The organism is Curtobacterium flaccumfaciens, assembly GCF_013359815.1.
Lineage (GTDB): Bacteria > Actinomycetota > Actinomycetes > Actinomycetales > Microbacteriaceae > Curtobacterium > Curtobacterium flaccumfaciens.
The window spans coordinates 178942-205279 of sequence record NZ_JABMCF010000036.1 but is presented as its reverse complement, the minus strand read 5'-3'; the positions used below and the strand labels follow the sequence as shown (position 1 = coordinate 205279).

General features: G+C 72.7%; 14 protein-coding genes, 1 tRNA gene and 1 other RNA gene. 11 read left to right on the top strand and 5 right to left on the bottom strand.

The window, feature by feature from the left end; all coding sequences use genetic code 11:
- Positions 1-94: 94 nt before the first annotated feature.
- Positions 95-1519, bottom strand: a complete 1425-nt coding sequence (locus HP445_RS09045; RefSeq protein ID WP_128781004.1) for an amino acid permease — start codon at positions 1517-1519, stop codon at positions 95-97.
- Positions 1520-1645: 126 nt separating this feature from the next.
- On the opposite strand from HP445_RS09045, the gene HP445_RS09040 reads away from it, so the two are divergent.
- The 5 genes from HP445_RS09040 (at position 1646) to HP445_RS19160 (ending at position 8364) form a co-directional block, all read left to right on the top strand.
- Positions 1646-3520 carry an ABC transporter ATP-binding protein gene (locus HP445_RS09040; protein ID WP_128781096.1) on the top strand — a complete coding sequence of 625 codons (1875 nt, stop codon included), beginning with the start codon at positions 1646-1648 and terminating at the stop codon, positions 3518-3520.
- A 174-nt stretch (positions 3521-3694) separates the two neighbouring features.
- Positions 3695-5059: a cystathionine beta-synthase gene (locus HP445_RS09035; protein ID WP_110863383.1), complete on the top strand. Its 1365-nt coding sequence runs from the start codon at positions 3695-3697 to the stop codon at positions 5057-5059.
- A 13-nt stretch (positions 5060-5072) separates the two neighbouring features.
- Positions 5073-6218 carry a cystathionine gamma-synthase gene (locus HP445_RS09030; RefSeq protein ID WP_128781005.1) on the top strand — a complete coding sequence of 382 codons (1146 nt, stop codon included), beginning with the start codon at positions 5073-5075 and terminating at the stop codon, positions 6216-6218.
- 99 nt (positions 6219-6317) lie between these two features.
- Positions 6318-7760, top strand: a complete 1443-nt coding sequence (locus HP445_RS09025; RefSeq protein WP_128781006.1) for an MFS transporter — start codon at positions 6318-6320, stop codon at positions 7758-7760.
- A 1-nt stretch (position 7761) separates the two neighbouring features.
- Complete coding sequence (locus tag HP445_RS19160; protein ID WP_111022264.1) at positions 7762-8364, top strand: substrate-binding domain-containing protein; 603 nt, start codon at positions 7762-7764, stop codon at positions 8362-8364.
- A 10-nt stretch (positions 8365-8374) separates the two neighbouring features.
- Here the strand turns inward: HP445_RS19160 and HP445_RS09015 are convergent, their stop codons facing one another.
- On the bottom strand, positions 8375-8956 hold the full coding sequence (locus HP445_RS09015) for a TetR/AcrR family transcriptional regulator (RefSeq protein WP_128781007.1): 582 nt from the start codon (positions 8954-8956) through the stop codon (positions 8375-8377).
- Between the two features lie 227 nt (positions 8957-9183).
- Between HP445_RS09015 and HP445_RS09010 the strand changes: the two genes are divergently transcribed.
- Together HP445_RS09010 and HP445_RS09005 are read left to right on the top strand one after the other, a co-directional pair.
- Positions 9184-10440 (top strand): multidrug effflux MFS transporter, encoded by a 1257-nt coding sequence (locus HP445_RS09010; protein ID WP_051596893.1) that lies wholly within the window; start codon positions 9184-9186, stop codon positions 10438-10440.
- Positions 10441-10481: 41 nt separating this feature from the next.
- Positions 10482-12509 (top strand): helicase HerA-like domain-containing protein, encoded by a 2028-nt coding sequence (locus HP445_RS09005; protein WP_128781008.1) that lies wholly within the window; start codon positions 10482-10484, stop codon positions 12507-12509.
- A gap of 16 nt (positions 12510-12525) precedes the next feature.
- Here HP445_RS09005 and HP445_RS09000 read toward each other — a convergent pair whose 3' ends face one another.
- A complete protein-coding gene (locus HP445_RS09000; protein WP_111031974.1) occupies positions 12526-13167 on the bottom strand; it encodes a YdbT family protein in 642 nt (213 codons plus the stop codon).
- Between the two features lie 307 nt (positions 13168-13474).
- Positions 13475-13559: transfer RNA gene (locus HP445_RS08995), tRNA-Ser, on the bottom strand.
- 121 nt (positions 13560-13680) lie between these two features.
- On the opposite strand from HP445_RS08995, the gene pta reads away from it, so the two are divergent.
- Positions 13681-15789 carry a phosphate acetyltransferase gene (gene pta / locus HP445_RS08990; protein WP_071405020.1) on the top strand — a complete coding sequence of 703 codons (2109 nt, stop codon included), beginning with the start codon at positions 13681-13683 and terminating at the stop codon, positions 15787-15789.
- A gap of 49 nt (positions 15790-15838) precedes the next feature.
- Complete coding sequence (locus HP445_RS08985) at positions 15839-17035, top strand: acetate/propionate family kinase (RefSeq protein WP_128781009.1); 1197 nt, start codon at positions 15839-15841, stop codon at positions 17033-17035.
- A gap of 544 nt (positions 17036-17579) precedes the next feature.
- On the opposite strand, the gene HP445_RS08980 is transcribed toward HP445_RS08985, so the two are convergent.
- Positions 17580-18254 carry an SDR family oxidoreductase gene (locus tag HP445_RS08980; protein WP_071405018.1) on the bottom strand — a complete coding sequence of 225 codons (675 nt, stop codon included), beginning with the start codon at positions 18252-18254 and terminating at the stop codon, positions 17580-17582.
- A 37-nt stretch (positions 18255-18291) separates the two neighbouring features.
- Between HP445_RS08980 and ffs the strand changes: the two genes are divergently transcribed.
- An RNA gene (ffs, locus tag HP445_RS08975) (signal recognition particle sRNA small type) lies at positions 18292-18388 on the top strand.
- Positions 18389-18620: 232 nt separating this feature from the next.
- Complete coding sequence (locus HP445_RS08970; RefSeq protein WP_128781010.1) at positions 18621-26270, top strand: choice-of-anchor G family protein; 7650 nt, start codon at positions 18621-18623, stop codon at positions 26268-26270.
- Positions 26271-26338 lie beyond the last annotated feature (68 nt).

The window sequence follows — 26338 nt, the reverse complement described above, 5'->3', positions numbered from 1 at the left end:
CACGCGCTCAGCGACTGTTCACGGGGGACGGCGCGCGTGAAGTGTCGGTGAGCGCGCGAGGTCGGCGCGGCGCGGGCGCGGCGCGGCGCGCGCGTCAGCGCAGGGTGCTGTGGCGGCGTCCGTAGGCCAGGTAGAGCAGGGCGCCGGCGACCATCCAGATGCCGAAGGCGATCCAGGTGGTGGCGCCGAGGAACACCGCGAGCAGCACGCAGCTCAGGGTGCCGAGGATCGGCACGACGGGGAACAGCGGCACCCGGTACGAGCGCTCCAGGTCGGGCTGCGAACGGCGGAGCACGATGACGGACACGTTCACCAGGGCGAAGGCGACGAGGGTGCCGATGCTCGTGGCGTCGGCGAGCTCCCCGAGGGGCACGAGCGCGGCGACGATCGTCACGGCGATGCCGATGATGAGCGTGTTCGCGATCGGGGTGCCGGTTCGGCGGGAGACCCGCCCGAAGACCTTCGGTACCAGGCCGTCGCGGGACATCGTGAGCAGGATGCGTGTCTGGCCGTACAGGACGGTGAGCACGACGCTGGCGATGGCGACGACCGCGCCGATCGAGAACACGAGGGCGACGAGCGGCTGCCCCGTGACGTCGACGACGATGCGGACGAGCGACGCCTCGGACGACGAGAACGCGGTCCACGAGCGGGCACCGATGGCAGCGATCGCGACGAGGATGTACAGCGCGGTGATGAGCGCGATGGAGCCGATGATCGCCCGGGGCAGGTCGCGGCGGGGGTTCTTCGCCTCTTCACCTGCGGTCGAAGCGGCGTCGAAGCCGATGTACGAGAAGAACAACCGTGACGCGGCGGCGGTGACCCCGGCGGCACCCATCGGGGCCAGCGGTTCGAAGTTCTGCGCCCGGAAGGCCGTGAACGCCACGACGACGAAGAAGACGAGCAGGGCGATCTTCACGATCACCATGACCGTGTTCACCCAGGCGCTCTCGCGGGCGCCGGGCAGCAGCACGACGGTGGCGAGCAGGACCAGGACCGCCGCGGGCAGGTTGACCACGCCGCCGTCGACCGGGGGAGCGGAGAGTGCGGTGGGCAGGTGCAGGCCGAACACGCGGAGGGTCTCGTCGACGTACTCGCTGGCACCCACGGCGACCGCGGCCACCGAGACGGCGTACTCGAGCACGAGGCACCAGCCGCAGATCCAGGCGATGCCCTCGCCCATCGTGGCGTAGGTGTACGAGTAGCTGGACCCCGAGGTCGGGACGGCGCCCGCCATCTCGGCGTACGACAGCGCGGACAGCAGCGCGGCGATCCCCGCGACGACGAACGAGATCCAGACGGCGGGACCGGCGAGCGGGACCGCGGTGCCGAGGACGACCAGGATGCCGGTGCCGAGCGTGGCCCCGACGCTGATCATCGTGAGCTGCCAGACCCCGAGCGACCGACGGAGCGGTTCCCCGTTCACACCGCGGGAGGCTTCGGCCTGCAGCTGCTCGATCGGCTTGCGGCGGGCGAGCTGCGCCCCCAGGGACGTGGGACGTGACGGCGCGGACGACATGGGACCTCGGTGGTGCGGGGACGGGGACGGCACATGCTCGCACGCCCCCTGAACGGGGTCAAATACTGCGGTGCTGTGGACAGGGCGGTCGATGTCCGAGCGCGGGGCTACGGTGGCTCCATGAGCATGGGACACGGCGGGCGAGGCGGCGGTCCGCGCGGGGGTGGGCGCATCTCGAGCGGCGACTTCCGCGCGCAGAAGGCCGCCAACGCCGAGGCGCCGAGGATCCCCCACCTGGTCCGGCGCATCGCCGCGCTGTTCGAGCCGCACCGTCGGGCGATCGTGCTCACGGTCGTCCTCGTGCTGGTCGGCGCGGCCATCTCGGTCGTGCCGCCACTGCTCACCCAACAGGCGTTCGACCGTGGGTTGTTCCCGCCGTCGGGTCGCCCCGACGTCCCGGTGCTGGTCGAGCTCGTGTCCGCGATGGTCCTGCTCTGGATCGCGAGCGCCGGGGTCGGCGTCTGGCAGACGTACCTGACCGCGACGGTCGGCAACAAGGTCATGGGTGCGATGCGGATGCGCCTGTTCGCGCACCTGCAGCGGATGGAGCTCGCGTTCTTCACCCGCACCAAGACCGGCGTCATCCAGTCGCGCCTGCAGAACGACGTCGGTGGCGTGGCGAGTGTGCTGAACAACACGATCTCGTCGGTGCTCGGCAACACCGTGACCGTGATCGCCGCCGTGGTCGCGATGCTCCTGCTGAGCTGGCAGATGACGCTGGTCGCCGTGGTCCTGCTGCCGCTCCTCGTGATCGCGCAGCGCCGCGTCGGCCAGGTCCGGGCACGCATCGCCGCGCAGACGCAGGAGTCGCTGTCCGACATGACGGCCATCACGCAAGAGGCGCTGAGCGTCTCGGGCATCCTGCTCGCGAAGAGCTTCAACCAGCAGGCCAGCGAGACCCGCCGCTACGGGGACGAGAACCGCAACCAGATCACCCTGCAGGTCCGCCAGCAGATGTCCGGGCAGTGGTTCTTCGCGATCGTGCAGATCTTCCTGTCGATCATCCCGGCGATCATCTACGTCGTCGCCGCGTACCTGATCATCGGGGACGTCCCGATCACGGCCGGCACGATCGTCGCGTTCACGACGGTGCAGTCCCGGCTGCTGTTCCCGACGGTCGGGCTGCTGCGCGTGGTCCTCGACCTGCAGACCTCCGGTGCGCTCTTCGCCCGCATCTTCGAGTACTTCGACCTCAAGCCGGCCATCACGGACTCGCCGACCGCCCGGCCCGTGGACGAGTCGAAGGTCGGCCACGTCGCCTTCGACGACGTCGTCTTCACCTACCCCGACGGCGAAGCCGACAAGCCGACCCTGCGCGGGGTGTCGTTCGAGCTGCGCCCCGGGCAGTTCGCGGCCTTCGTCGGCCCCTCCGGCGCGGGCAAGACGACGGTGTCCTACCTGGTGCCCCGGCTGTACGAGGCGACCGAGGGATCGGTGCGGTTCGCCGGGCAGGACGTCCGCGACCTGGTGCACGAGGACCTGATGCGGCACGTCGGCATCGTCAGCCAGGAAACGTACCTGTTCCACGCCACGATCGGCGAGAACCTGCGGTACGCCAAGCCCGACGCCACCGACGACGAGCTCGAGCGTGCGGCTCGTGCGGCGAACATCCACGACACGATCGCGTCGTTCCCGGACGGCTACGACACCGTCGTGGGGGAGCGCGGCTACCGCCTGTCCGGTGGCGAGAAGCAGCGCATCGCCATCGCGCGGGTCATGCTGAAGGACCCGCCGGTGCTCGTCCTCGACGAGGCCACCAGTGCACTCGACTCCATCTCGGAACACGTCGTGCAGACGGCGCTCGACACTGCGGCGGCCGGTCGGACCACCATCTCGATCGCGCACCGGTTGTCGACGATCCGCGACGCCGACGTCATCTTCGTCCTGGACCACGGGCAGATCGTCGAGCAGGGCACGCACGACGAACTCCTCGCCCTCGACGGCACGTACAGCCAGCTGCACCGGCAGCAGAACACGTCGGCGGACGTCGTCCGGCCCTGACCGGTCGTGGTCGCGACCGGGCGCCGGACAGGAGGCCCGTGGCGGCGTCCGCACGGGCCTCCCGTCCGGCGCGCAGCGCGACCAGGGCCCGCCGCCCGCCGCGGGATCCCCGTGCGTTGTCCGCGCACGACACATCCCAGCGGGACGCGGGGACCGCGTCCTAGACTCGACGCCGTGCGTTACGCGAACTCCGTCGTCGACCTCGTCGGCGACACCCCGCTCGTCAAGCTCAACCGGGTGACCGAGGGGGTGCGGGCGACCATCCTGGTGAAGGTCGAGTACCTGAACCCCGGTGGGTCGTCCAAGGACCGCATCGCCACCCGGATCATCGACGCGGCCGAGGCCTCCGGCGACCTGCGCCCCGGCGGCACCATCGTCGAACCGACCTCCGGCAACACCGGCGTCGGCCTGGCCCTGGTCGCACAGCAGCGCGGCTACCGGTGCGTCTTCGTGCTGCCCGACAAGGTCGGCGAGGACAAGCGCAACGTGCTGACGGCGTACGGCGCCGAGATCGTCGTGACCCCGACCGCGGTCGCGCCGGAGCACCCCGAGTCCTACTACTCGGTGTCGGACCGGCTCGTGCAGGAGATCCCCGGCGCCTACAAGCCGAACCAGTACGCGAACCCGAACGGTCCCCGCAGCCACTACGAGACCACCGGTCCGGAGATCTGGCGCGACACCGAGGGGCAGATCACCCACTTCGTCGCGGGCGTCGGCACCGGCGGCACGATCTCGGGCACCGGACGGTACCTGAAGGAGGCGTCCGACGGCGGCGTCCGCATCGTCGGGGCCGACCCCGAGGGCTCCGTGTACTCCGGCGGCACCGGTCGCCCGTACCTGGTCGAGGGTGTCGGCGAGGACTTCTGGCCGAGCGCGTACGACGCCGGCGTGCCGGACGAGATCATCGCCGTGTCGGACGCCGACTCCTTCGCGATGACCCGGCGCCTGGCGCGCGAAGAAGGACTGCTCGTCGGCGGTTCGAGCGGCATGGCCGTCGTCGCGGCGCTCCGCGCGGCCCGTGACCTGACCGAGGACGACGTCGTCGTCGTGCTGCTGCCGGACGGCGGCCGCGGCTACCTCGGCAAGATCTTCAACGACCGGTGGATGCGCTCCTACGGCTTCGCCGAGACCGACGACGAGCGCACCGTCGGCTCGCTCATCGCCGGCAAGGACGGCCGCCTGCCCGACCTCGTGCACGCGCACCCGGCGGACACCGTGCGCGACGTCGTCGACATCATGACCAAGTACGGCGTCTCTCAGATGCCCGTGCTCAGCGCGGAGCCGCCCGTCGTCATCGGCGAGGTCGTCGGCGCCGTCGAGGAGAAGGCGCTGCTCGAGCAGGTCTTCACCGGCACCGCGAAGATGTCGGACGCGCTCACCGGCTTCGTCGGGGACCCGCTGCCGCTCATCGGCGTCGGCGAGTCGGTCTCCGCGGCGCGTCGCGCGCTCGAGTCGGCCGACGCGCTCCTCGTCGTCGCGGACGGCAAGCCCGTCACCGTGCTGACCCGGCACGACCTCCTCACCTACCTCTCCGAGTAAGGAACCACCGAGCATGACCGAGTTCAGCACCCGGGCCGTCCACGCCGGCCAGGAGCCCGACGAGACCACCGGCGCCGTCATCCCGCCGATCCACCTGACGTCGACGTACGTGCAGGACGGCGTCGGCGGCATGCGCAAGGGCTACGAGTACTCGCGCGCCGGCAACCCGACGCGCGACTCGCTGCAGGTGCTCCTGGCCGACCTCGACGGCGGCGTCGCGGCGTCGTCGTTCGCGTCCGGGCTCGCCGCCGAGGATGCCCTGCTCCGTGCCGCGCTGGTCCCCGGTGGCCGCGTCGTGATGGGCAACGACGTGTACGGCGGCACCCACCGCCTGGTGAGTCGGTTGCACGTGCCGTGGGGCGTCGAGCTCGTCGTCGTCGACATGAGCGACCTCGACCAGGTCCGCGCGGCACTGCAGGGGGCTCCGGCCACCACGGTGCTGTGGGTCGAGACGCCGACGAACCCGCTCATGAAGATCGCCGACATCGCCGCCCTCGCGACCCTCGGGCACGAGTCGGGCGCCCTGGTGGTCGTCGACAACACGTTCGCGTCGCCGTACCTGCAGCAGCCGCTGTCGCTCGGCGCCGACGTCGTCGTGTACTCGACCACGAAGTACCTCGGCGGACACTCCGACGTCGTCGGCGGAGCCGTCGTGCTGGCGGACGAGGAGCTCGCGGCGAAGGTGCAGTTCCTGCAGTTCGGCGCGGGTGCGATCTCGTCGCCGTTCGACGCCTACCTGACCACCCGCGGCATCAAGACGCTCGCGGTGCGGATGGAGCGGCACTCGCGGAACGCGCAGGCCGTCGCCGAGGCGCTCGTCGTCGCGCCCGGTGTCGAGCGTGTCTACTACCCGGGCCTGCCCGACCACCCGGGGCACGACGTCGCCGCACGCCAGATGCGCGGCTTCGGCGGGATGCTCTCGGTCGCGCTGTCCGGCGGCGCCGAGGCGGCGAAGCGGTTCGCGGAGTCGACGGAGCTGTTCGCCCTGGCCGAGTCGCTCGGCGGTGTGGAGTCGCTCATCGGGTACCCGAGCGAGATGACCCACGCGTCGGTGAAGGGCACCGAGCTGGCCGTGCCGGAGAACGTCGTCCGGCTGTCGGTGGGCATCGAGGACGCCGGCGACCTGGTGGCGGACCTGGAGCAGGCGCTGGCGCGCTGACGCAACACCGCTGACACGGGCCCTGCTGCCGCGCCAACGCGGGACGCGGGACTCGGGACGCGCCACCGTGTCGTCGGCGCCCGCCCCTACGATGATCGGGTGAGCACAACGGCGTCGCGGACCAGCCTGCTGAGCGGGCCGTACGCCCTCGCGACGATCGGCATGGTCGCGATCGTCGGCGTCGCGGCGTTCCAGAACCTGGCGATGACGACGATCATGCCGGTGATCAGCCGCGACCTCGACGGCGAGACCCTGTACGCCCTCGCCTTCGCCGCCCCGCTCGCCGCCGGGGTGCCCGGCATGGTCCTCGCCGGCAACTGGGCTGACCGCGCTGGCGGACGGATCGTGGCATGGGTGTCGGCGGTGTTCTTCGCCGTGGGGACCGCCGTGGTGATGCTCGCGCCGACCATGGAGGTGTTCCTGGCGGGGCGGCTCATCGAGGGGTTCGGCGCCGGGGCGATCGACGTGGTGCTGTACGTGCTGGTCGCCCGGATCTTCCCCGCCGAGCTGCACGGACCGGTGTTCGCCGGGTTCGCCGCAGCCTGGGTCGTCCCCGCGCTGATCGGTCCCGCCCTGGCCGGCATCGTCACCGACACCTGGAACTGGCACTGGGTCTTCGCCGGGGCCCTGGTGATCGCGCTGGCCGCGTTCGTCCTGCTCGTGCCGACCCTCGGCCGGTTGCACGCCCCGGCCGCATCACTCCGCCCGCCGTGGCAGCGGGTCCGGATCGGGTGGTCGGTGGCGGCGGCCGTGTCGATCCTGCTGCTCAACGTGGCGCCGGACCTGACCCCGTGGGGCATGGTCGCGGCCGTCGTCATCGGGCTGGTCGGCACCTGGTTCGCCCTGCGGCCGCTGCTGCCCACCGGGACGTTCCGTGCTGCGGCCGGGCTGCCGTCGGTCGTGCTGCTGCGCGGGCTCGTCGCCGCGTCGTTCTTCGGGAGCGAGGCGTACGTGCCGTTCCTGCTGCAGGCCGAACACGGGTTGTCGCCGTCGGCCGCGGGGCTCGCCCTGACGGTGGCGGCACTCAGCTGGGCCGCGTCGAGCTGGGCACACGGCCGTCTGGGGGAGCGGCGGCTCACTGCCCGGCGCACCTTCGGGGTGGGGCTCACGCTGGTGCTCGTCAGCCTGGTGACCGCGCTCGCGGTCGCGACGTTCGACCTGTCGTGGTGGGTGCTGGTCGCCGGCTGGTTCGTCGGCGGTGCGGGCATGGGCGCGATCTACCCGCGCGCCTCGATGCTGACGCTACGGTTCTCCGGCGAGGGCGACGACGGGTTCGCGAGCTCGGCCCTGACGATCGCTGATGCCGCGGGCAGCGTGATCGGCCTGGCGGTGACCGGCCTGCTCTTCACCGCGACCGGTGGAGCCGACGGCACCGTGTCGTTCCCCCTGGTGTTCGCGGCGATGATCGGGTTCGCCGCACTGGCGATCGCGGCCGTCCGACGGCTCGGCCCCGTGCCCGCGCCTGCGACGACGGTGTCGGCAGGCCCGGGCGGATCCGTCCCGTCGCGGACTCCGTCGTCGCACGGCCCGACCGCCGGGTAGCGTGGCAGACCGGACCGAAGAGGAGACCACCGTGCTGCGCATCGTCGCCGTGACCGTCGCCCTGGCGGCGGCCCTGACCCTGGCCGGGTGCCAGGGCACGACGTCGGCTGCCCCCACACCCGTGCAGAGCACCGACCTGACGAGCTCCGACGGCGGCTTCGACCAGCAGGCCGTGATCGGTGTCGTCCTGGTGCACGACGACGCCGCCCTCGCCGACCGGCTCCGCACCGACCTGACCGACGCCGGGTTCCGGCCGGACGTCCGGGTCGCTCCGGCGTCGGGGGCAGCGGCGTCCCAGCGGACCGCGGTCGCCCAGCTCGTGCGGAAGGGCGCCAAGGCCCTGCTCGTGCACGCCGCCCGGCCGTCCGCACTGACCGGCGTGATCCAGACCGCCCACGACGCCGGGGTCGTCGTGGTGTCCCTCGGTGATCCGCTGCCCGCGACCGGCACCGGTGGCGACGGGGTGTCCGCCGACTACCGCGTGCCGTCGGAGGGCGACGACGCCGACACCGCGGCGACGGCGGTCGACGTCGTGCAGTCCCTGCAGCGTGGCGAGAAGCCGGAGACCGACCCGACGGACGGCGACACGACGGACGCCGAGTAGAGCGGTCCGCTCAGCTCCACCACGCCGGGAACGACAGCGTGATCGTCTCGACCAGCGCCTTCCGCGACCGACGGGGCCCGGCGAGCCAGGCCTCGATCGCCCCGACGAAGCCCTGCGCCACGAACCCCGCGGCGACGTCGTCGAGCAGGTCGGGCCGGTGTGCGGGGTCGAGCTCGCGGATGTGCAGAGCGCTCGACACCGTGAAGTGCTCGACGAGCAGCCGGTGCAGCGAGGCGTCGTTCGGGTCCGGCAGCGCCTTGCCGTAGATGTCGCGGTGCGTCGTCACGTGCTCGACGACGGCGTTGATGCCGCGCCGGGTGATGGCCACGAGCTCGTCGGCTCCGGCGCCCCGGTCGGCGGCGGCCCGGCGCTCGTCGGCGTCGTCCTGCCGGATGCGGTCGAGTTCCGGCGTCAGGACGTCGGCGAGCAGCGACCCGGGGGAGACGGCGTGCGAGTAGAACGTGGCCCGGTTGATGCCGGCGGCACGCGTGACGTCGGCGACGGTGATCTCCGAGACCGGTCGGTCCGCGGCGAGTCGCAGGATCGCCTCGCGCAGCGCTGCAGTGGTGTGCAGGATCCGGGCATCCACCATGACGCCCACCCCCTTCTGATCCGCTTCACCCGGAAGGCCCCCGAGCAACCCGACGCTACCGCATGGTCCGCGCCGGGCCGAGGGGCAGCACGAGCCGCTTCACGCGGGCGGCCGGCACCGGCGGCGCCGAGCACGCACCGGCGACCGTAGGATGGTTCCGCGGACGAATCGATTCGATCGACCCGCGATCACCCTCCGCCCCCTCATCGTCGAAGGACTCCTGTCTCGTGACCGCGCCCGCCACCACCGGTTCGCTCCGGGTCGTCCTGCACCCGGGAGACTCGCTCTCCCGCGGGCAGCGACTCGTCTACGTCTTCGTCCTGGGCGCCCTCACGGCGCTCGGGCCGTTCACGATCGACCTGTACCTGCCGGCGTTCCCGGCGATCAAGGACCAGTTCAGCGTCACCGACGGCGCGGTCCAGCTGACGCTCACCGCGACGACGCTCGGCTTCGCCATCGGGCAGCTCCTGGTCGGCCCGTGGAGTGACAAGGTGGGCCGTCGACTGCCGCTGATCATCGCGACGACGGTGCACATCGCCGCGTCGATCGGTGCCGCGACCGCGCCGGACATCGAGCTGCTCGCGGTGTTCCGCGTGCTGCAGGGCATGGGCGCCGCAGCCGGCGGTGTCGTCGCGATGGCGACGGTGCGTGACCTGTTCGGCGGCAAGCCGCTGGTGCGCATGTTGTCCCGCCTGGCGATGGTGAACGGCCTCGCACCGATCCTCGCGCCGCTCATCGGTTCGCAGATGCTGCAGTTCACCAGCTGGCGCGGCATCTTCGTCTTCCTCGCCTGCTACGGCCTGGCGGTGGTCATCGCCTCGATCCTGCTCATCGTCGAGACCCTGCCCCCGGCCCGCCGGCACGAGGCCGGGCACTCCACCATCGGCCAGCGCTACAAGGCGCTGTTCTCCGACCGGATCTTCGTCGGCGTCGCGCTCATCGGCGCCATGGTGTTCAGCGGGCTGTTCTCGTACCTCAGCGCGTCACCGTTCCTGTTCCAGCAGGTCTACGGGCTCGACGCGCAGCAGTACGGGCTGCTCTTCGCCGTCAACTCCGTCGGGGTCGTCCTCGGCGTGCAGATCTCGTCGCGGCTCGCCCAGCGGGTCGGTCCGCAGTGGATCCTGGCGTGCTCGACCGCGACCCTGCTGCTGGCGTCGCTCGCGATCATCGTCCTCGACCAGCTCGGGGCCGGTCTGGTCGGCGTGCTCGTCCCGCTGTGGTTCTTCATCGCCGCGTGCGGGTTCTCGTTCCCGCTCGTGCAGGTCATCGGTCTCGCCGCCCACGGGAAAGAGGCGGGAACAGCCGCCTCGGTGCTCGGCGCCCTGAACTTCGGCGTCGCCGGGCTCATCTCGCCGGTGGTCGGCTGGCTCGGCATCACGACGGCCACCCCGATGGCGATGGTGATGGCGTCGACCGCCGCCGTCGCAATCCTGATGCTCTGGTTCGTGGTCCGCCCGCGGACGGTCCCCGCGCTGACGCACTGACGACCCGGGCCGCCGCGGGCTCGGGTCCCTAGGCTGTGCCCATGAGCGACGCGACGGAGCGGGCACGGGCGGCTGCCGAGGCTGCGAGACAGGCCGCCGACGAGGCACGTCGGCTCGCCGACGAAGCGGCGCGGCGAGCCGAGGAGCTCGCCGCCGCACTGGCGGCGGAGGAGCAGGCGGTCCTCACCGCGGACGCGGAACCCGCGGTCGTCGGGTCCCCGCCACCCACCGGCCTGGAGGCGCGGCTCACGCCCGACGCGGAGCCCGCCCCTGCAGCCGCACCGGCTCCGACCACCCCTGCCGCGGCGGTCGACGCGACCGTCCCGGATCCGGTGGCGACGGCGGCGACCGGCACCGTGCCTCCCGTCCGTGCCGAAGCCGGCCCGCTCGGACCGGACGCGGTCGCGGCGATCCGTGACGGCTACGCCGTCGACGGCGGCGCGATCGAACTCGGTGCCCTGGTCAACGGCGCAGCGGTGCCCGACGTGCAGGTCCGGATCCCGCTCGCGATGCTGAACCGGCACGGACTGGTGGCCGGGGCGACCGGCACCGGCAAGACCCGCACGCTGCAGGTGCTCGCCGAGCAGATCGCGGCGAACGGGGTGCCGGTGTTCGCCGCCGACATCAAGGGCGACCTGTCGGGTCTCGCCGTCGCGGGGCAGGCGGACGACAAGCTGCTCGACCGCACCGCGGGCATCGGCCAGCAGTGGCAGGGGATTGCGAGCCAGGCCGAGCTGTTCTCGTTGGGCGGGCAGGGCACCGGCGTGCCGATCCGCGCCACCGTCTCCGGGTTCGGGCCGCTGCTGCTGTCGAAGGTGCTCGGGCTGAACGACACGCAGGAGTCCTCGCTCGGTCTGGTGTTCCACTACGCCACGCAGCAGGGGCTCGCGCTGGTGGACCTCGACGACCTGCGGAGCGTGCTGACGTTCCTGGTGAGCGATCAGGGCAAGGGCGAACTCGCCGAGCTCGGGGGCCTGTCGAAGCAGACCGCCGGGGTGATCCTGCGGGAGCTCGTCACCTTCGCCGACCAGGGTGCCGACCAGTTCTTCGGCGAGCCCGAGATCGACACGCAGGTGTTCCTGCGGACGGCGGCGGACGGGCGCGGGATCGTCAGTCTGCTCGAGGTGCCCGGGGTGCAGGACCGCCCGGAGGTCTTCTCGACGTTCCTGATGTGGTTGCTGGCGGACCTGTTCAACGAGCTGCCGGAGGTCGGCGACCAGGACGAGCCGAAGCTGGTGTTCTTCCTGGACGAGGCGCACCTGCTGTTTACCGGGGCGTCGAAGGACTTCACCGAGCAGATCGTGCGGACCGTGCGGCTCATCCGGTCGAAGGGTGTCGGGGTCTTCTTCGTGACGCAGACCCCGAAGGACGTGCCGAACGACGTGCTGGCGCAGCTCGGGTCGCGCATCCAGCACCAGCTCCGCGCCCACACCCCGGACGACGCGAAGGCGCTCCGGGCGACGGTGTCGACCTACCCGACGAGCGACTACGACCTGGGCGAGGTCCTCACGTCGCTCGCGACCGGCGAGGCGATCGTCACGGTGATGAACGAGCGGGGCGCACCGAGCCCCGTCGCGTGGACCCGGCTGCGCGCACCCCAGGGGTCGATGGACCCGATGCTGGCCGACGAGATGGCCGCACGGGTGCAGGCCTCACCGCTCCTGGCGACCTACGGCACCCGCGTCGATCCGGACTCGGCCCGCGAGGTGCTCGCGCGCCGGATGGAGGCGGCGGCCGCTGCGGCCGACGCCGCCGCTGCAGCCGACGAGGCCGCTGCTGCCGCGGCGGACGCGTCGGCGGATGCCGAGCGGGAGTACGAGCGGCAGCAGCGGGAGTTCGAGCGGGCCGAGCGAGCGTCGGAGGCGCGGCGTTCCGGTCGGTCCGGTCGGTCCGGTCGGTCCGGCGGCTCCGGTCGGTCGGGCGGGACGCAGCGGTCCGGGACGCAGCGGTCCGGGACGCGGCGAACCGCGGGGGACCCGCTGTCGGACCTGCTCGGCTCCGGGCTGGGCGGGACCATCGCAAAGGAAGTGGTGCGCGGGATCTTCTCGACGCTGCGGCGTCGGCGCTGACCGGCCAGCCGGTGGGTCAGCGGGCGTCGAGGCCGGCGAACTCGACGGCGAGCAGCCCGCCGACGACCAGTACGACGAGGCCGCCGACGAGCAGGAACGCCGACCGCTGCTCGTACCAGGCGCGGCTCGTCGGGTAGCGCTTCGCGAAGGTGCGGGCGGAGACCGGTCGAGCATCCTCGACGACCTGCACGCCGAGCGCGTCGACGACCCGGTCGAGCCCGTCGTCCCCCCACACGTCGGCACGGAGCCGGAAGAGGTGGGTGCCGGTCCGGTCGAAGGCGACGAGTTCCCGGACGGTCCGGTCCACCGACGAGCCGAAGGTCGTGGCGAGCACCAGGCTGTGCACGCGCTCGCGGGGGATCCGCCGGTGCGCCGTGAGGACCCCGCGGATCGTCAGGCCGTCGTCGTCGATCCCGATGAACGCGGTGTGCAGTCGGACGAACACGATGCCGACGGCCGCGGCCATCGCGACGACGATGCCGGCGAACACGGCCCACGTGCGGAACGGGAACGAGACCCAGACCAGGGCGACGGCGAGCGGTACGGCAGAGAAGGCGATGCTCAGCGCGGTGGAACGGACGAGGGACCGGCGCGGACGGAGGACCGTGTCGAAGACGGCGGGCCGCACGGGCACTGCGGGCACGGTGGTGTCCCCCATGGCGCGTCTCCTCGTCCCCTCGGGTGTTCCGGGCACGCTGATCAGCACGCCCTCCGAGCGACGCCCCTGCCGCTCGATGCACCGCGGTCGGCTCGTCCCGGAGCCGTTCGCTCGGCCAGCATAGGCGACCGACGGGTACCGGGGACAGCCCGTTCCACCCCTGGTCGGCGTTTCCCGGCCAACCGAGGGGGAACAGGGCACGCGCTCGTCCGCAGGGTGGGGGACCACGGCGCCTTCATGAGCACAACCACGAAGGACCCGCACCGATCGGTGCGGGTCCTTCGTGGTTGTTCGGCCTTGCTCGCTGCGGAGAATGGGGGATTCGAACCCCCGAGGGCTTGCACCCAACACGCTTTCCAAGCGTGCGCCATAGGCCACTAGGCGAATTCTCCTGACACCGTCTCGCGACGGCGACACCCAATGGTACAGGTTCTGCGCGGTGCTCACGACCGCGTGTCGTCGGCGCCGGTGCTCCCAGATGTCGTGACATGTCCGGCGACTACCCTGGGCCTCGTGTCGACCCGCATCTACATCACGTCAGCAGAAGGGCACACGGGCAAGAGCACCGTCGCCCTCGGTGTCCTCGAGACCCTCGCCCGGTCCGTCGGCCGCGTCGGCGTGTTCCGGCCAGTCGCCAGATCGGTCGTCGAACCCGACTACGTGCTCGAGCTGCTGCTGCAGCACACGGCCGTCGGCATCTCGTACGACGACGCGGTCGGGGTCACCTACGACGACGTGCACGCCGACCCCGAGGCGGCCCTCGGCACCATCGTCACCCGGTTCGCCCAGGTCGAGCGGCAGTGCGACGCCGTCGTGGTGCTCGGGTCCGACTACACCGACGTGGGCAGCCCCACCGAGCTGTCCTTCAACGCGAAGGTCGCCGCGAACCTCGGCGCTCCGGTGCTCCTCGTGCTGGGTGGCCGCGACGCCGCCGAACGTGCGGCCCGCACCCCCGAGGGCATGGCGCAGGTGGCGGACGTCACGACCAGCGAGCTGCGGGCGGCACACGCGCAGCTGTTCGGCGTCGTGGTGAACCGTGCCGACCCGGACGCCCTCGCCGCCATCGTGACGAGCGTCGAGCAGGCCGTGCACGACGACCACCCCGACGTGCCGGTGTGGGCGATCCCCGAGGACCGCGTGCTCGTCGCCCCGACGGTCCGCGCCCTGCTGCAGGCCACCGGCGCCACCCTGGTCCGCGGTGACGACGCCCTGCTCGACCGCGAGGCCCTCGGTACCGTCGTCGCGGGCATGAGCATGGAGAACGTGCTGCCCCGGCTGATCGAGGGCGGCATCGTCGTCGTCCCCGGTGACCGGAGCGACGTCCTCATCGCCACACTGCTCGCCAACCAGTCCGAGACGTTCCCGAGCCTGGCCGGCGTCATCCTGAACGGCGGGTTCGAGATCGCCCCGCAGGTGTCGCGGCTGCTCGAGGGCCTGTCGAGCTCGCTGCCGATCGCGCAGAACGACCTCGGCACGTACGACACCGCCCTCCGGATCACCCAGACCCGTGGCCGCCTGGCCGCCGACTCGCCCCGGAAGGCCGACCTCGCGCTCGCCCTGTTCGAGCAGCACGTCGACGCCGAGGCCCTGCGCGACCGCCTGCAGCTCGCCCCGTCCGGGGTCGTCACCCCGCTCATGTTCGAGCACGGCCTGCTCGACCGGGCGCGCAGCTACGGCAAGCGCATCGTCCTGCCCGAGGGCGAGGACGACCGCATCCTCCGTGCCGCCTCCACCCTGCTGCAGCGCCAGGTCTGCGAGCTGACGATCCTCGGCGACCCCGCAGCGATCCGGACGCGGGCGACCGAGCTCGGCCTCGACCTCGAGGCCGCGCAGCTCGTCTCGCCGTTCGACCCCGAGCTGCGTGAGCGCTTCGCCGAGGAGTACACCCGGCTCCGCGCCCACAAGGGGATGTCGATCGAGCTCGCCCGCGACACCGTCACCGACGTCTCGTACTTCGGCACGATGATGGTGCAGCTCGGGCTCGCCGACGGCATGGTCTCCGGCGCGAAGCACACCACGGCGCACACCATCCGGCCGTCGTTCGAGATCATCAAGACCCGTCCGGACACATCGATCGTGTCGAGCGTGTTCCTGATGGCGCTCGCCGACCGCGTGCTCGTCTACGGCGACTGCGCGGTGATCCCGGACCCGACGAGCGAGCAGCTCGCCGACATCGCGATCTCGTCCGCCGAGACCGCGACCCAGTTCGGCATCGACCCCCGCGTCGCGATGCTCAGCTACTCCACCGGCGACAGCGGCTCCGGCGCCGACGTCGACAAGGTGCGCGCCGGCACCGCGTTCGTGCGGGAACGCCGACCCGACCTGCTCGTCGAGGGCCCGATCCAGTACGACGCTGCAGCCGACCCCACGGTCGCGTCGACCAAGATGCCGGACTCGCCGGTCGCGGGTCGGGCGACGGTGTTCATCTTCCCGGACCTCAACACCGGCAACAACACGTACAAGGCCGTCCAGCGCTCGGCCGGCGCCGTGGCGATCGGCCCGGTCCTGCAGGGCCTGCGCAAGCCGATCAACGACCTGTCGCGGGGCGCCCTGGTGGGCGACATCGTGAACACCGTCGCGATCACCGCGATCCAGGCCGGCACCGCGACCGACGCGGCCTGACCGCCCGACCCGCACCGCGCCTCCAGGCCCGACAGAAAGTGACCACCCCGTGACCGCAGCCCTCGTCGTCAACTCCGGCTCGAGTTCGTTCAAGTACCAGCTCATCGAACTCGAGGACGAGCGCACGCTCGCCTCCGGGCTCGTCGAGCGCATCGGCGAGTCCGCCGGGGCCTGGAAGCACACCAACGCGCTGACGGGGGAGTCCTCGTCGAACGACGCCGCGTCGGTGCCCGACCACGCGGCCGGGTTCCAGGCGATGATCGACGCGTTCGCGAAGGTCGGCCCGTCGTTCGACGAGCACCCGCCCGCCGTCGTCGGCCACCGCGTCGTGCACGGCGGCACCACCTTCGACCGTGCGACGGTCGTCACGGACCAGGTCGAGCAGCAGATCGAGGACCTCAACAGCCTCGCCCCGCTGCACAACCCCGCGAACCTCGAGGGGATCCGGGCCGCGAAGCAGGTCTTCTCGGACGTCCCGCACGTCGCCGTGTTCGACACCGCGTTCCACCAGACGATGCCGCCGCACGCGTACACGTACGCGATCCCAGCCGACCTGGCCGCCGAGTACGGGATCCGCCGCTACGGCATGCACGGCACCAGCCACAAGTACGTCTCCGAGCAGGCCGCGGAGTTCCTCGACCGGCCGCTCGGCGAGCTCAAGACGATCGTGCTGCACCTGGGCAACGGCGCCTCGGTCGCGGCGATCGACGGCGGCAAGTCCATCGAGACCTCGATGGGCCTCACCCCGCTCGAGGGGCTCGTCATGGGCACCCGCTCCGGTGACCTCGACCCCGCGGTGCTCATCCACCTGCACCGCGAGGCCGGGATGACCTTCGACGAGCTCGACACCATGCTCAACAAGCGGTCCGGTCTGCTCGGCCTGACCGGCAACGGCGACATGCGCGACGTGCAGGACGCCGCCACCAAGGGCGACGAGCAGGCGGAGGCGGCGCTCGCCGTGTACCGCCACCGCATCCGTCGCTACGTGGGCGCCTACACGGCGCAGCTCGGTGGGCTCGACGCGGTCGTGTTCACCGCGGGGGTCGGCGAGAACAACGCGCTGCTGCGGCGACGCGTGCTCGCGGGGCTCGAACACCTGGGCATCGAGATCGATCCGGACCGCAACGAGCTGGCGTCGCGGGACGCCCGCCGCATCTCCACCGACGGCTCCCGGGTCGCGGTGCTCGTGATCCCGACGAACGAGGAGCTCGAGATCGCCCGGCAGTCGGCTGCGGTCGCGCTCTGACGCGTGCCGTCGCGGTGCGGCGCGGCGTCGGGGCGTTGCGGCGGCACGGTGCGGTGTTCGTGGGCAGGTGCGGGGTTGCCTGGTGGGTGCGCGCTTGCAGCGCGGCACGGGGCGCGGAAGTCCGCACGGGGTGAGTAGGTGCGCACGGTGCGGACGGGAGGCGCGGGGCAGGCTGGCTCCGTGCCTCCCGTCCGTCCGTGGGTCGCGTCCGGCGCATGGTGCGGTGTTCGTGGGCTGGTGCGGGGTTGCCTGTTGGGTGCGCGCTTGCAGCGCGGCACGGGGCGCGGAAGTGCGCACGGGGTGAGCAGGTGCGCACGGTGCGGACGGGAGGCGCGGGGCGGGCTGGTTCCGGGCCTCCCGTCCGTCCGTGGGTCGCGTCCGGCGCATGGTGCGGGGTTGCCTGTTGGGTGCGCGCTTGTGGCGCGGCACGGGGCGTGGAAGTCCGCACGGCGTGAGCAGGTGCGCACGGTGCGCGGCCCGGCACCTTCGGCGAGGAGCTCGCACGGTGTGACGAAGCGCGCACGGTGCGGGCGGCACCGACGGGTCAGGTGAGCGCGTTCAGCGCCGCCGGTATCGGGGTGTCGCCGCTGGTGACCTCGAACTGCACGCCGACCGCGGCGTCGTCGAGCAGTGCGTGCAGGACGACGGTCGCGACGTCCGCGCGGGGGATCGAGCCGCGCGGCACCGTCCGGCCGACGTGGACCGTGCCCTGCGGCGGCGTGTCGAGCAGGCCGCCGGGACGCACGATCGTCCAGCGGAGGCGTCGGGCCCGCAAGTTCGCGTCCGCCTCGGCCTTCGCCCGCAGGTAGACCTGGAACACCGCGGCGTCGTCCTGCGCGGGCACGACGGCGAGCTCGGGGTCGTAGGTGTCGGCCGCCATCGCGGAGATCATCACGTAGCGCTCGATGCCGGCACGCTCGGCGGCGTCGGCGAGCAGGATCGCACCGTCACGGTCGACGGTGAGCTTCCGTTCGGCGCCGCTGTTCGGCCCGGCACCGGCGGCGAACACCACGGCATCGACACCGCGCAGGCGGAGCGCGAGGTCGTCGTCGCCGAGCTGCTCCAGGTCGGCGACGATCGCACGCGCGCCCTGTTGCTCGACGTCGGCCACGTGCGCGGGGTTGCGGACGATCGCGACGGCGTCGTGGCCGGCGTCGGTGATCTGGCGGGCGAGGAGCAGGGCGATCTGGCCGTGTCCTCCGGCGATGGCGATCTTCATGTGTTCGAGTCTGCCCGTTGCGTCCGGTAGACTTCTCGGCGGCTCCTCACGTGACGCCATCCAGGCCAACTCCCCCAGGGCGGAAACGCAGCAAGGGTAACCAGGCTCTGGCGGGTGCGTGAGGAGTCTTCTTCGTTCCGGGTCGAGTCGGCTCCCCGGTGTCCGCCCCCGTTCGGGAGGTCTCGCGTCCTTTTTCGTCGATGCTTGCGGACAGCTTCCTGATCATGTGTAAAGATCTGCCTCAGGAATCCCCAACCAGGATTCCAACCCTCCACCGCCTCACCAGCGGAGGAGCCTCCGCCGCCTCACCAGCGGTGGATTCCGAGGATCAGGTGGCGGGCGCGCCCGCCAGGAAAAGAGACACGCATGCGCAGGCACGCGTCGCTGCCCGGTACCCCCGTACCCTCCGCAGCGGACGAACGGACACGACGGATCACCCGCGCCGACGGCCGAGCTCGAGGACGAGCGACGGACGGTCGGCGGTTCCTCCTGCGCGGCGGCGTCGTCGCCACGGTGACGGCGCTCATCGCCGCCACCGTGGCGATCCAACCCGCTGCGGCCGCCCAGAACGACGTCGCCGAGGCCGAGGGGCTGCTGCTCAGCGGCTCGGGCATCGTCGACGCCGATGCGGTTGCCCAGCTCGGCGGCGCGTACTCCGCGCGGGGGGCGACCTCGGGCGGCGGCACCACGAACCAGCCACTCAACCTGACGGCGCTCAACGCCGTCGGGGTGGACCTCGGCAACGACGTCGACCTGCTCGGCCCGAACGGCATCCTGACCCTCGGCGTCGACGGTCAGTACGCCACGACCTCGGCCACGGGCGCGACCGCGTCGTCGGGGCTCCTGACGAACGACGGCGGCATCGGGGTCGGCACGGGGTCGGGCACCGGCGCCGCGACGCTCGACCTCAACCCGCTGTTCTCGCGCGTCGGCGCCGACACCACGGTGCTGTCGAACGCGCAGCTGGAGATCGGTGCCCTGGCTTCCCGGATCCAGGCGACGCGCGGCACCGCGGTCGAGACGACGACCGACTACCGCATCGCCGGTGCGGAGCTGGACCTGACGAGCCCCGCGGTCGCCGGACTCAGCACCGCGCTCCGGAACGACCTGCGCACCTTCTCGGGCACGGTGAACTCCGCGGTCGGCGCGGACGGGGCCCTCTCCGGCACCACGACCGCCCTGACCGCCGACATCCAGCGGCTGCTCCGTGGCACGAGCCTCGGCCTGGTGAACGTCAACGGCACGAACGTCACCGCGGCCGTGGACCTGAACCTCGACGACACCCTGACCCGGGTCCTGCAGGAACCCCTGACCGACGGCGCCGTGACGATCACACCGGCGACGGGCGCGATCACGGTCGACCTCGACCAGCTGACCACGCTGAACGGCCAGCCGGCGAACACGCCGGTGCTGACCGAGGCGGCCGTGGCCTCGATCAACCGGAGCATCACGACGATCCTCGGCACCCAGCTGCCGACCGCACTGCAGACGGCGGTCGTCAACACGATCAACTCGACCGCCGTGCGGGTGAACGTCACCGCGAACGTCAACCTCGCGGGCATCCCGCTCACCGCACTGGCCCTCCGCGCGGACACCACGCTCGGCGCCCTCGCCGGCACGTCACCCGCCACCGCCACGGTGACGGCGACCGGTGGACCCCTGGGGCTGAACGTGCTCGGCACCCTGCTCGCCCCGGCGGTCAACACCGTCGTCATCCCGGCACTGCAGACCATCGTGCGTCCCCTGGTGACGGGGACGGCCCTGACGAACCTCGGCACGACGCTCACGGCCACGACCTCGGCCGTCTCCACGCTGCTGAGCCCCGTCGTGCTGCTGCTCCGTCAGGTCGTCGACCTCACCGTGAACGCGCAGGACACCTCCGGCTTCCGCGACCCCCGCGGGTACGACACCGGATCGCGGAGCGTGCACGCCCTGCGGCTCTCCGTGCTCCCCGGGGCGAACGTCGCCACCGTGGACCTCGCCACCTCGACCGTGCGCGCCACGGCGTTCGCGGCTCCGACCATCACGGCACCCACGGCCGGACAGCAGTTCACCGTGCCGTCGGCGAACTCGACCCGCAGCGTCGTCGTGAGCGGAGCCGGCGAGCCCGGTGCCGCCGTGGCCGTCAGCCTCGGCGGGGACCTGACCGGCACCGCGACCGTCGCTGCCGACGGGACCTGGACGACGACCATCGCGGACGTCCCCACCGGTGCGTACACCGCGACCGCGACCCAGACGGTCGGCGGCACCGCAGCAGGCAGCGCGACGCAGGAGTTCTCCGTCGTCGCCCAGCGCGCACTGACGATCACCACCCCGACGGCCGGTCAGACCTTCATCACCACGGGGGAGACCGCCCCGGTCACCCTGACGGGCACCGCGACGGCGAACGCGCGCATCGACCTCGACCTCGGCGGCGGCGTGACCGCGACGGGCACGGCGGACGACGCCGGCGCCTGGAGCATCACCGTTCCCGAGGTCCCGGTCGGCGAGCAGACGGCGAGCGTCACGCAGACCGTCGGCGACACGACCTCGGCACCCGTGACTCGGTCCTTCCGGGTCGTGGCCGCAGCCGGCCTGACCGTCGACACCCCCACGGCTGACCAGGACTTCCCGCTCGCCGGCGACACCCGGTCCGTCCCGTTCTCCGGCAGCGCACAGGCCGGTGCCCGCGTCGACGTCGACCTCGGTGACGGCCTGACCGCCACCACCCGCGCGAACGCCGACGGCACCTGGTCGACGAGCGTCACGGACGTCCCGGCCGGGGAGTACTCGGCCGAGGTCACCCAGACCGTCGGCGGCACCACGAGCGCCGCGGTCACCCGGGACTTCACCGTGACGGCGGCCCCCGCGCTCACCATCGACGAGCCGGCCGACGGCAGCACCATCACCGTCGCCGACGACAGCTCGACCACCCCGGTGACGGTGTCCGGCTCGGCGGCCCCGAACGCCCGGGTCACCGTCGGCATCGGTGGTTCCTTCACCGCCGCGGTCACCGCGGACGAGGACGGCGCCTGGACGACGACCTTCGCCGACGTCCCGGTCGGGGAGCGCACCGCCACGGCGCGTCAGAGCGTCGACGGCACCACGTCCGGCCCGGTGGAGACCACCTTCACCGTCGAGGCGGGCGACCCGCTCGCGATCACCGCGCCCGCGGACGGCGACGTGGTCACGGTCCTCGACGCCGACACCACCACCGACCTCGACCTGGCCGGCACGGCCGAGGCCGGCGCCGAGGTGCGGGTCTCGCTCGGCGACGGACTGACCGCCACCACGACGGCCGACGACGACGGCACCTGGACGCTGACCGTCACCGACGTCCCGGTCGGTCGGTACACGATCTCGGCGACGCAGACCGTCGGCGGGACCACCTCGCCGGCCGTCCGCCAGGTCGTCACGGTGCAGGCGGGCGCCCCGCTCGCCGTCACCGCTCCGGCGCAGGACGCCACCGTCACGGTCGCGACCGACGACTCCGTCGTCGACGTCACCGTGCGGGGCACCGCGCAGCCCGGTGCCCGCATCGAGGTCGTCCTGGACGACGGCGACGCGGTGTCCACCACCGCGAACCCGCAGGGCGCCTGGTCGGTGGTCCTCACCGACGTCGGCACCGGCGACCACACCGCGACGGTCACCCAGACCGTCCACGGCGCGACCTCGGCACCGGTCGACCGTGACTTCGCGGTCGAGGCCGGCGACGAGCTCGTCATCGTGGCACCGGGTGACGCCCAGCAGGTGCCCGCCGGCACCGGTGGGCAGGCCAACGTGGTCGTCCGCGGCACCGCGGAGCCCGGCGCGACCGTCGCCGTCACGATCGACGAGGGCGACCCCGTCGAGGTCGTCACGGACACGGCCGGCAACTGGGAGCTCCCGACCACGCAGCTCGGCATCGGCGAGCACACCGTCGAGGCCGTGCAGACCGTGAACGGCACCGACGGCCCGGTGGTCACGCGTGACTTCACCGTGGTCCCCGGCAACGCCATCGTCATCGACACCCCGGCGAGCGGCGCACGCTTCGTCGTGGTCGACGCCGACGCCACCGCGACCGTCCGGATCACCGGCACGGCCGAGCCCGGCGCCGCGGTGACCGTCTCGGTCGGCCCCGGCACCCGGTTCACCACCACGGCTGACGACGACGGGCGGTGGGCGGTCGACGCCACCGGTCTCGCCCCGACCGGCGTGTACACGGCGTCCGCCAGCCAGGAGGTCGAGGACGTCGTGACGAGCGCCGTCCCGATCACCTTCGAGGTCGTCACGGCCAACGCGCTGACGATCACCGGTCCGGCCACGGACCCGATCACGGTCGCCGGTCCGGACGTCGAGCGCGACGTCACGGTCACCGGCACCGGCCAGCCCGGCGCCGCCGTCACGGCGACCCTCGCCGGCTCCGAGGACCAGGAGACGACGGTCGGTGCCGACGGCACGTGGTCGGTCACGTTCCCCGACCTCGGCGTCGACGAGCACCAGGTCGCGGTCACCCAGACCCTGGCCGGCGCCGTCTCCGACCCGCGCACCTCCGACCCGGTCGAGCGCACGGTCACGATCGAGGCCGCCGACGCCGTCACGATCACCGCACCGGGGACCGACGCGGTCCTGCTCGTGCCGGACGCGGACGCGACGCGCGACGTCGTCGTCACGGGTTCGGCGGAGCCGGGCGCGCCGGTGACGGTGCGACTCGGCGACGACGAGGCGACCACCACCGCGGACGCGGACGGCGACTGGACGGTCACGTTCGGTGGGGTCGGTGTCGGGACCCCGACGCTCACCGCCAGCCAGACGGTCGGCGGGACCACCGCCTCCAGTCCGGACCAGACCGTCACGGTGCGGGCCGGGACCGCGCTCGCCATCGTGACCCCGGAGGACGGCGACGTCCTGACGGTCGCCGACACGTCCGGCACCGCCGACGTCGAGGTGACCGGTCGGGCGCAGCCCGACGCCGAGGTGACGGTCCGGGTCTCGACCGGCGAGACCGAGACGGTGACCGCGGACGAGGACGGCCGGTGGGAGACCACCTTCCAGGACGTCCCGGTCGGTGACCACCGCGTCACCGCGACGCAGGTCGTCGGCGGGCAGACCTCGACGCCGGTGACTGCGGCGGTGTCGGTCCGTGCCGGAGCCCCGCTCGTCGTGTCCACCCCGCGCGGTGCCACCACCGTCACGGTGGCGGACGACGACGCCACCACCGGGGTCGACTTCGCGGGCACCGGTGAGCCGGGCGCGACCGTCACGGTCGACCTCGGCGACGGCGGGACCGCCACGGCGACCGTGGACGAGGACGGCCGCTGGGCGACCACGGTCGAGGACGTGCCGACCGGTTCGTTCACGGCCTCGGTCACGCAGGCCCTGAACGGCACCACGAGCGCGGCGGTCGAACGACCGGTGTCCGTGGTCGCCGCCGCGGACCTCACCATCCGTGAGCCCGGCGACGACCCGGTCACGGTGGCCGACGGCGACGCGACGACGACCGTGACGGTCGCCGGTGACGCCCAGCCCGGCGCCACGGTGACGGTCACCGTCGACGACCGCGACCCCGTCGAGGTCACCGCCGGTGACGACGGCTCGTGGAGCGTCGACGTGCCGGACCTCGGTGTCGGCGAGCACACCGTCGAGGTGACGCAGACCGTGGACGGCTCGACCTCGACCACGCCGGTCGAGACGACCTTCGAGATCGAGGCGGGCGCGCCCGTCGTCATCACCGAGCCGACGGCCGACCAGGAGTACACGGTCGCCGACGGGGACGGCACGACGACGGTCGACGTCGCCGGCACCGCCGAGCCGGGCGCGACCATCGTGGTCGACCTGGGCGACGGTCGCACCGAGTCGACCACCGCGGACGACGACGGCGCGTGGAGCGTCTCGGTCCCCGGTGTGCCGGCCGGCACGACGACCGTGAGCGTCACGCAGCGCATCGACGGCACCGAGTCCGCGCCGGTGACGGTGGACGTCCGCGTCCTCGTCGCCGACCCGATCACGATCGCCACCCCGGCGGACGGCACCACGATCCGGGTCGCCCAGCGTGACTCCGTCGCGACCCTCACCGCCGCGGGGGCTGCCGAGCCCGGTGCCGAGGTCCGTGTCACGATCGACGGCGGCGACGCCCGGACCGTGACCGCGACCGACGCCGGTACCTGGAGCGTCGACCTGCCGGACACCACCGTCGGCGAGCACACGATCCGGGCGACCCAGACGGTCGACGGCTCGACGTCCGCGGCGGTGCGCAGCACCTTCACCGTGGCACCCGGTGCCGCGCTGACGGTCACCGCACCGGCCGACGACACCACGTTCACCGTGCCGAGCACCGACCCCACCGCGACCGTCCCGGTCGGCGGCGAGGGCCAGCCCGGCGCGTCGGTCCGCGTCGTCCTCGACGACGCCGACCCGGTCGTGGTCCGTGTCGGCACCGACGGACGGTGGGAGACCACGCTGGCCGACGTGCCGGCGGGGGACCACACGCTCGTCGTCACCCAGGTCGTGAACGGCACGACGTCCGATGCGATCGAGCGCGACGTGACCGTCGTGGTCGCCGCCGCGGACGCGATCGTCGTGACCAGCCCAGCCGACGGCACCGACTACCGGGTGCTCGGCGGTTCGACCGACGTGCGGGTGACCGGTACCTCCGCACCGAACGCCGCTGTCTCGGTCCGCATCGACGACGGCACCGCGGTCGCCACGACCGCGGACGACGACGGTACGTGGTCCGTGACGGTGCGGGACGTCGCCGAGGGATCCCACACGGTCGCCGCCAGCCAGACGGTCGACGGTGCCAACACCGACGCTCCGCAGGTCGGCTTCACCGTGACGGCCGCGACGCCGGTCGTCATCTCGAGCCCGACCGACGGCCAGGCATTCCCGACCACGGGGTCGACGACGTCGGTCCCGGTGAGCGGCACCGCCGAGCCCGGCGCGACCGTCACGGTCGACGTCGACGGCCGGACCGCCACGACGACCGCCGGCGACGACGGTTCGTGGACGGTCACGATCGGTGGCGTCCCCCTCGGGGACCACACGGTGTCGGTGACGCAGACGGTCGGCGGTCGGACCTCCGACCCGGTGACCGCCGACGTCACGGTCGTGGCTGCGCAGGAGACGGGCATCGTCATCACGAGCCCCGACGCCGGGCAGCTCATCCAGGCGGACGGCTTCGGTGACACCGGCTCGTTCACGGTGACCGGTCAGGCCACCCCTGGCGCCGCGGTGACGGTGTCCCTGTCCACCGGGCAGGTCCGCACCACCACCGCCGACGACGAGGGGGCGTGGAGCGTTGTGTTCGAGCGCGTCCCCGAGGGGGAGTGGACGATCAGCGCCACGCAGTCGGTGAACGGCACGACCTCCGCGGCGCCCCAGGTGCCGATCGTGGTCGACACCCTGGAGCCGCTCGCGGTCACCTCGCCGACACCGGGTTCGCAGTACATGGCGGACGAGGACGGCGACCACGACCTGATGGTCACGGGCACCGCCGAGCCCGGCGCGACCGTCACCGTGCAGCCGATGGGCCGCGATGCGGTCGCCACGACGGCTGACGAGGACGGCGAGTGGTGGGTCATGGTGGGGCTGCCGGTCGGCGGCCACATGCTGCGCGTCACCCAGTCGGTCGGCGGGTTCACCTCGCAGGCGCAGATGCTCCGCGTCATGGTCATGGACGATGCCGTCGACCCGGAGGAGCCGGGCACGCCCGGCACGCCGGGGACGCCCGGAACGCCCGGGACGCCCGGAACGCCCGGGACGCCCGGGGCCCCCGGAACGCCGGGTGCGCCCGGTCTGCCCGGGACGCCGGGGACCGGCGGCGGCTCCGGCACCGGGACCGGAAACGGCTCCGGGAACGGCTCCGGCATCGGCGGTGGCTCCGGGAACGGCTCCGGCACCGGGATCGGTGGCTCCGGCAACGGCACCGGTACCCTCGCCTGGACCGGCGCGGACGTCGTCCCGATCGCCGGCACCGCGGCGGGCCTGGTGGCCCTCGGGTTCCTGCTGCTGGGGCTCTCCCGCCTCGCCGGCAGGCTCCGTCGCCGCACCCGCGGCTGAGTCCGCACCAGCGTCACACACCGCGCCTCCCGCCCGTCGACCAGACGGACGGGAGGCGCGGTGCCGTC

What these genes read in the sequence shown, in the direction of transcription:
- HP445_RS09045 (WP_128781004.1), bottom strand. Translation starts at nt 1,519, where the DNA reads ATGTCGTCCGCGCCGTCACGTCCCACGTCCCTGGGGGCGCAGCTCGCC.
- HP445_RS09040 (WP_128781096.1), top strand. Translation starts at nt 1,646, where the DNA reads ATGGGACACGGCGGGCGAGGCGGCGGTCCGCGCGGGGGTGGGCGCATC.
- HP445_RS09030 (WP_128781005.1), top strand. Translation starts at nt 5,073, where the DNA reads ATGACCGAGTTCAGCACCCGGGCCGTCCACGCCGGCCAGGAGCCCGAC.
- HP445_RS09015 (WP_128781007.1), bottom strand. Translation starts at nt 8,956, where the DNA reads ATGGTGGATGCCCGGATCCTGCACACCACTGCAGCGCTGCGCGAGGCG.
- HP445_RS09005 (WP_128781008.1), top strand. Translation starts at nt 10,482, where the DNA reads ATGAGCGACGCGACGGAGCGGGCACGGGCGGCTGCCGAGGCTGCGAGA.
- HP445_RS09000 (WP_111031974.1), bottom strand. Translation starts at nt 13,167, where the DNA reads ATGGGGGACACCACCGTGCCCGCAGTGCCCGTGCGGCCCGCCGTCTTC.
- HP445_RS08980 (WP_071405018.1), bottom strand. Translation starts at nt 18,254, where the DNA reads ATGAAGATCGCCATCGCCGGAGGACACGGCCAGATCGCCCTGCTCCTC.
- HP445_RS08970 (WP_128781010.1), top strand. Translation starts at nt 18,621, where the DNA reads ATGCGCAGGCACGCGTCGCTGCCCGGTACCCCCGTACCCTCCGCAGCG.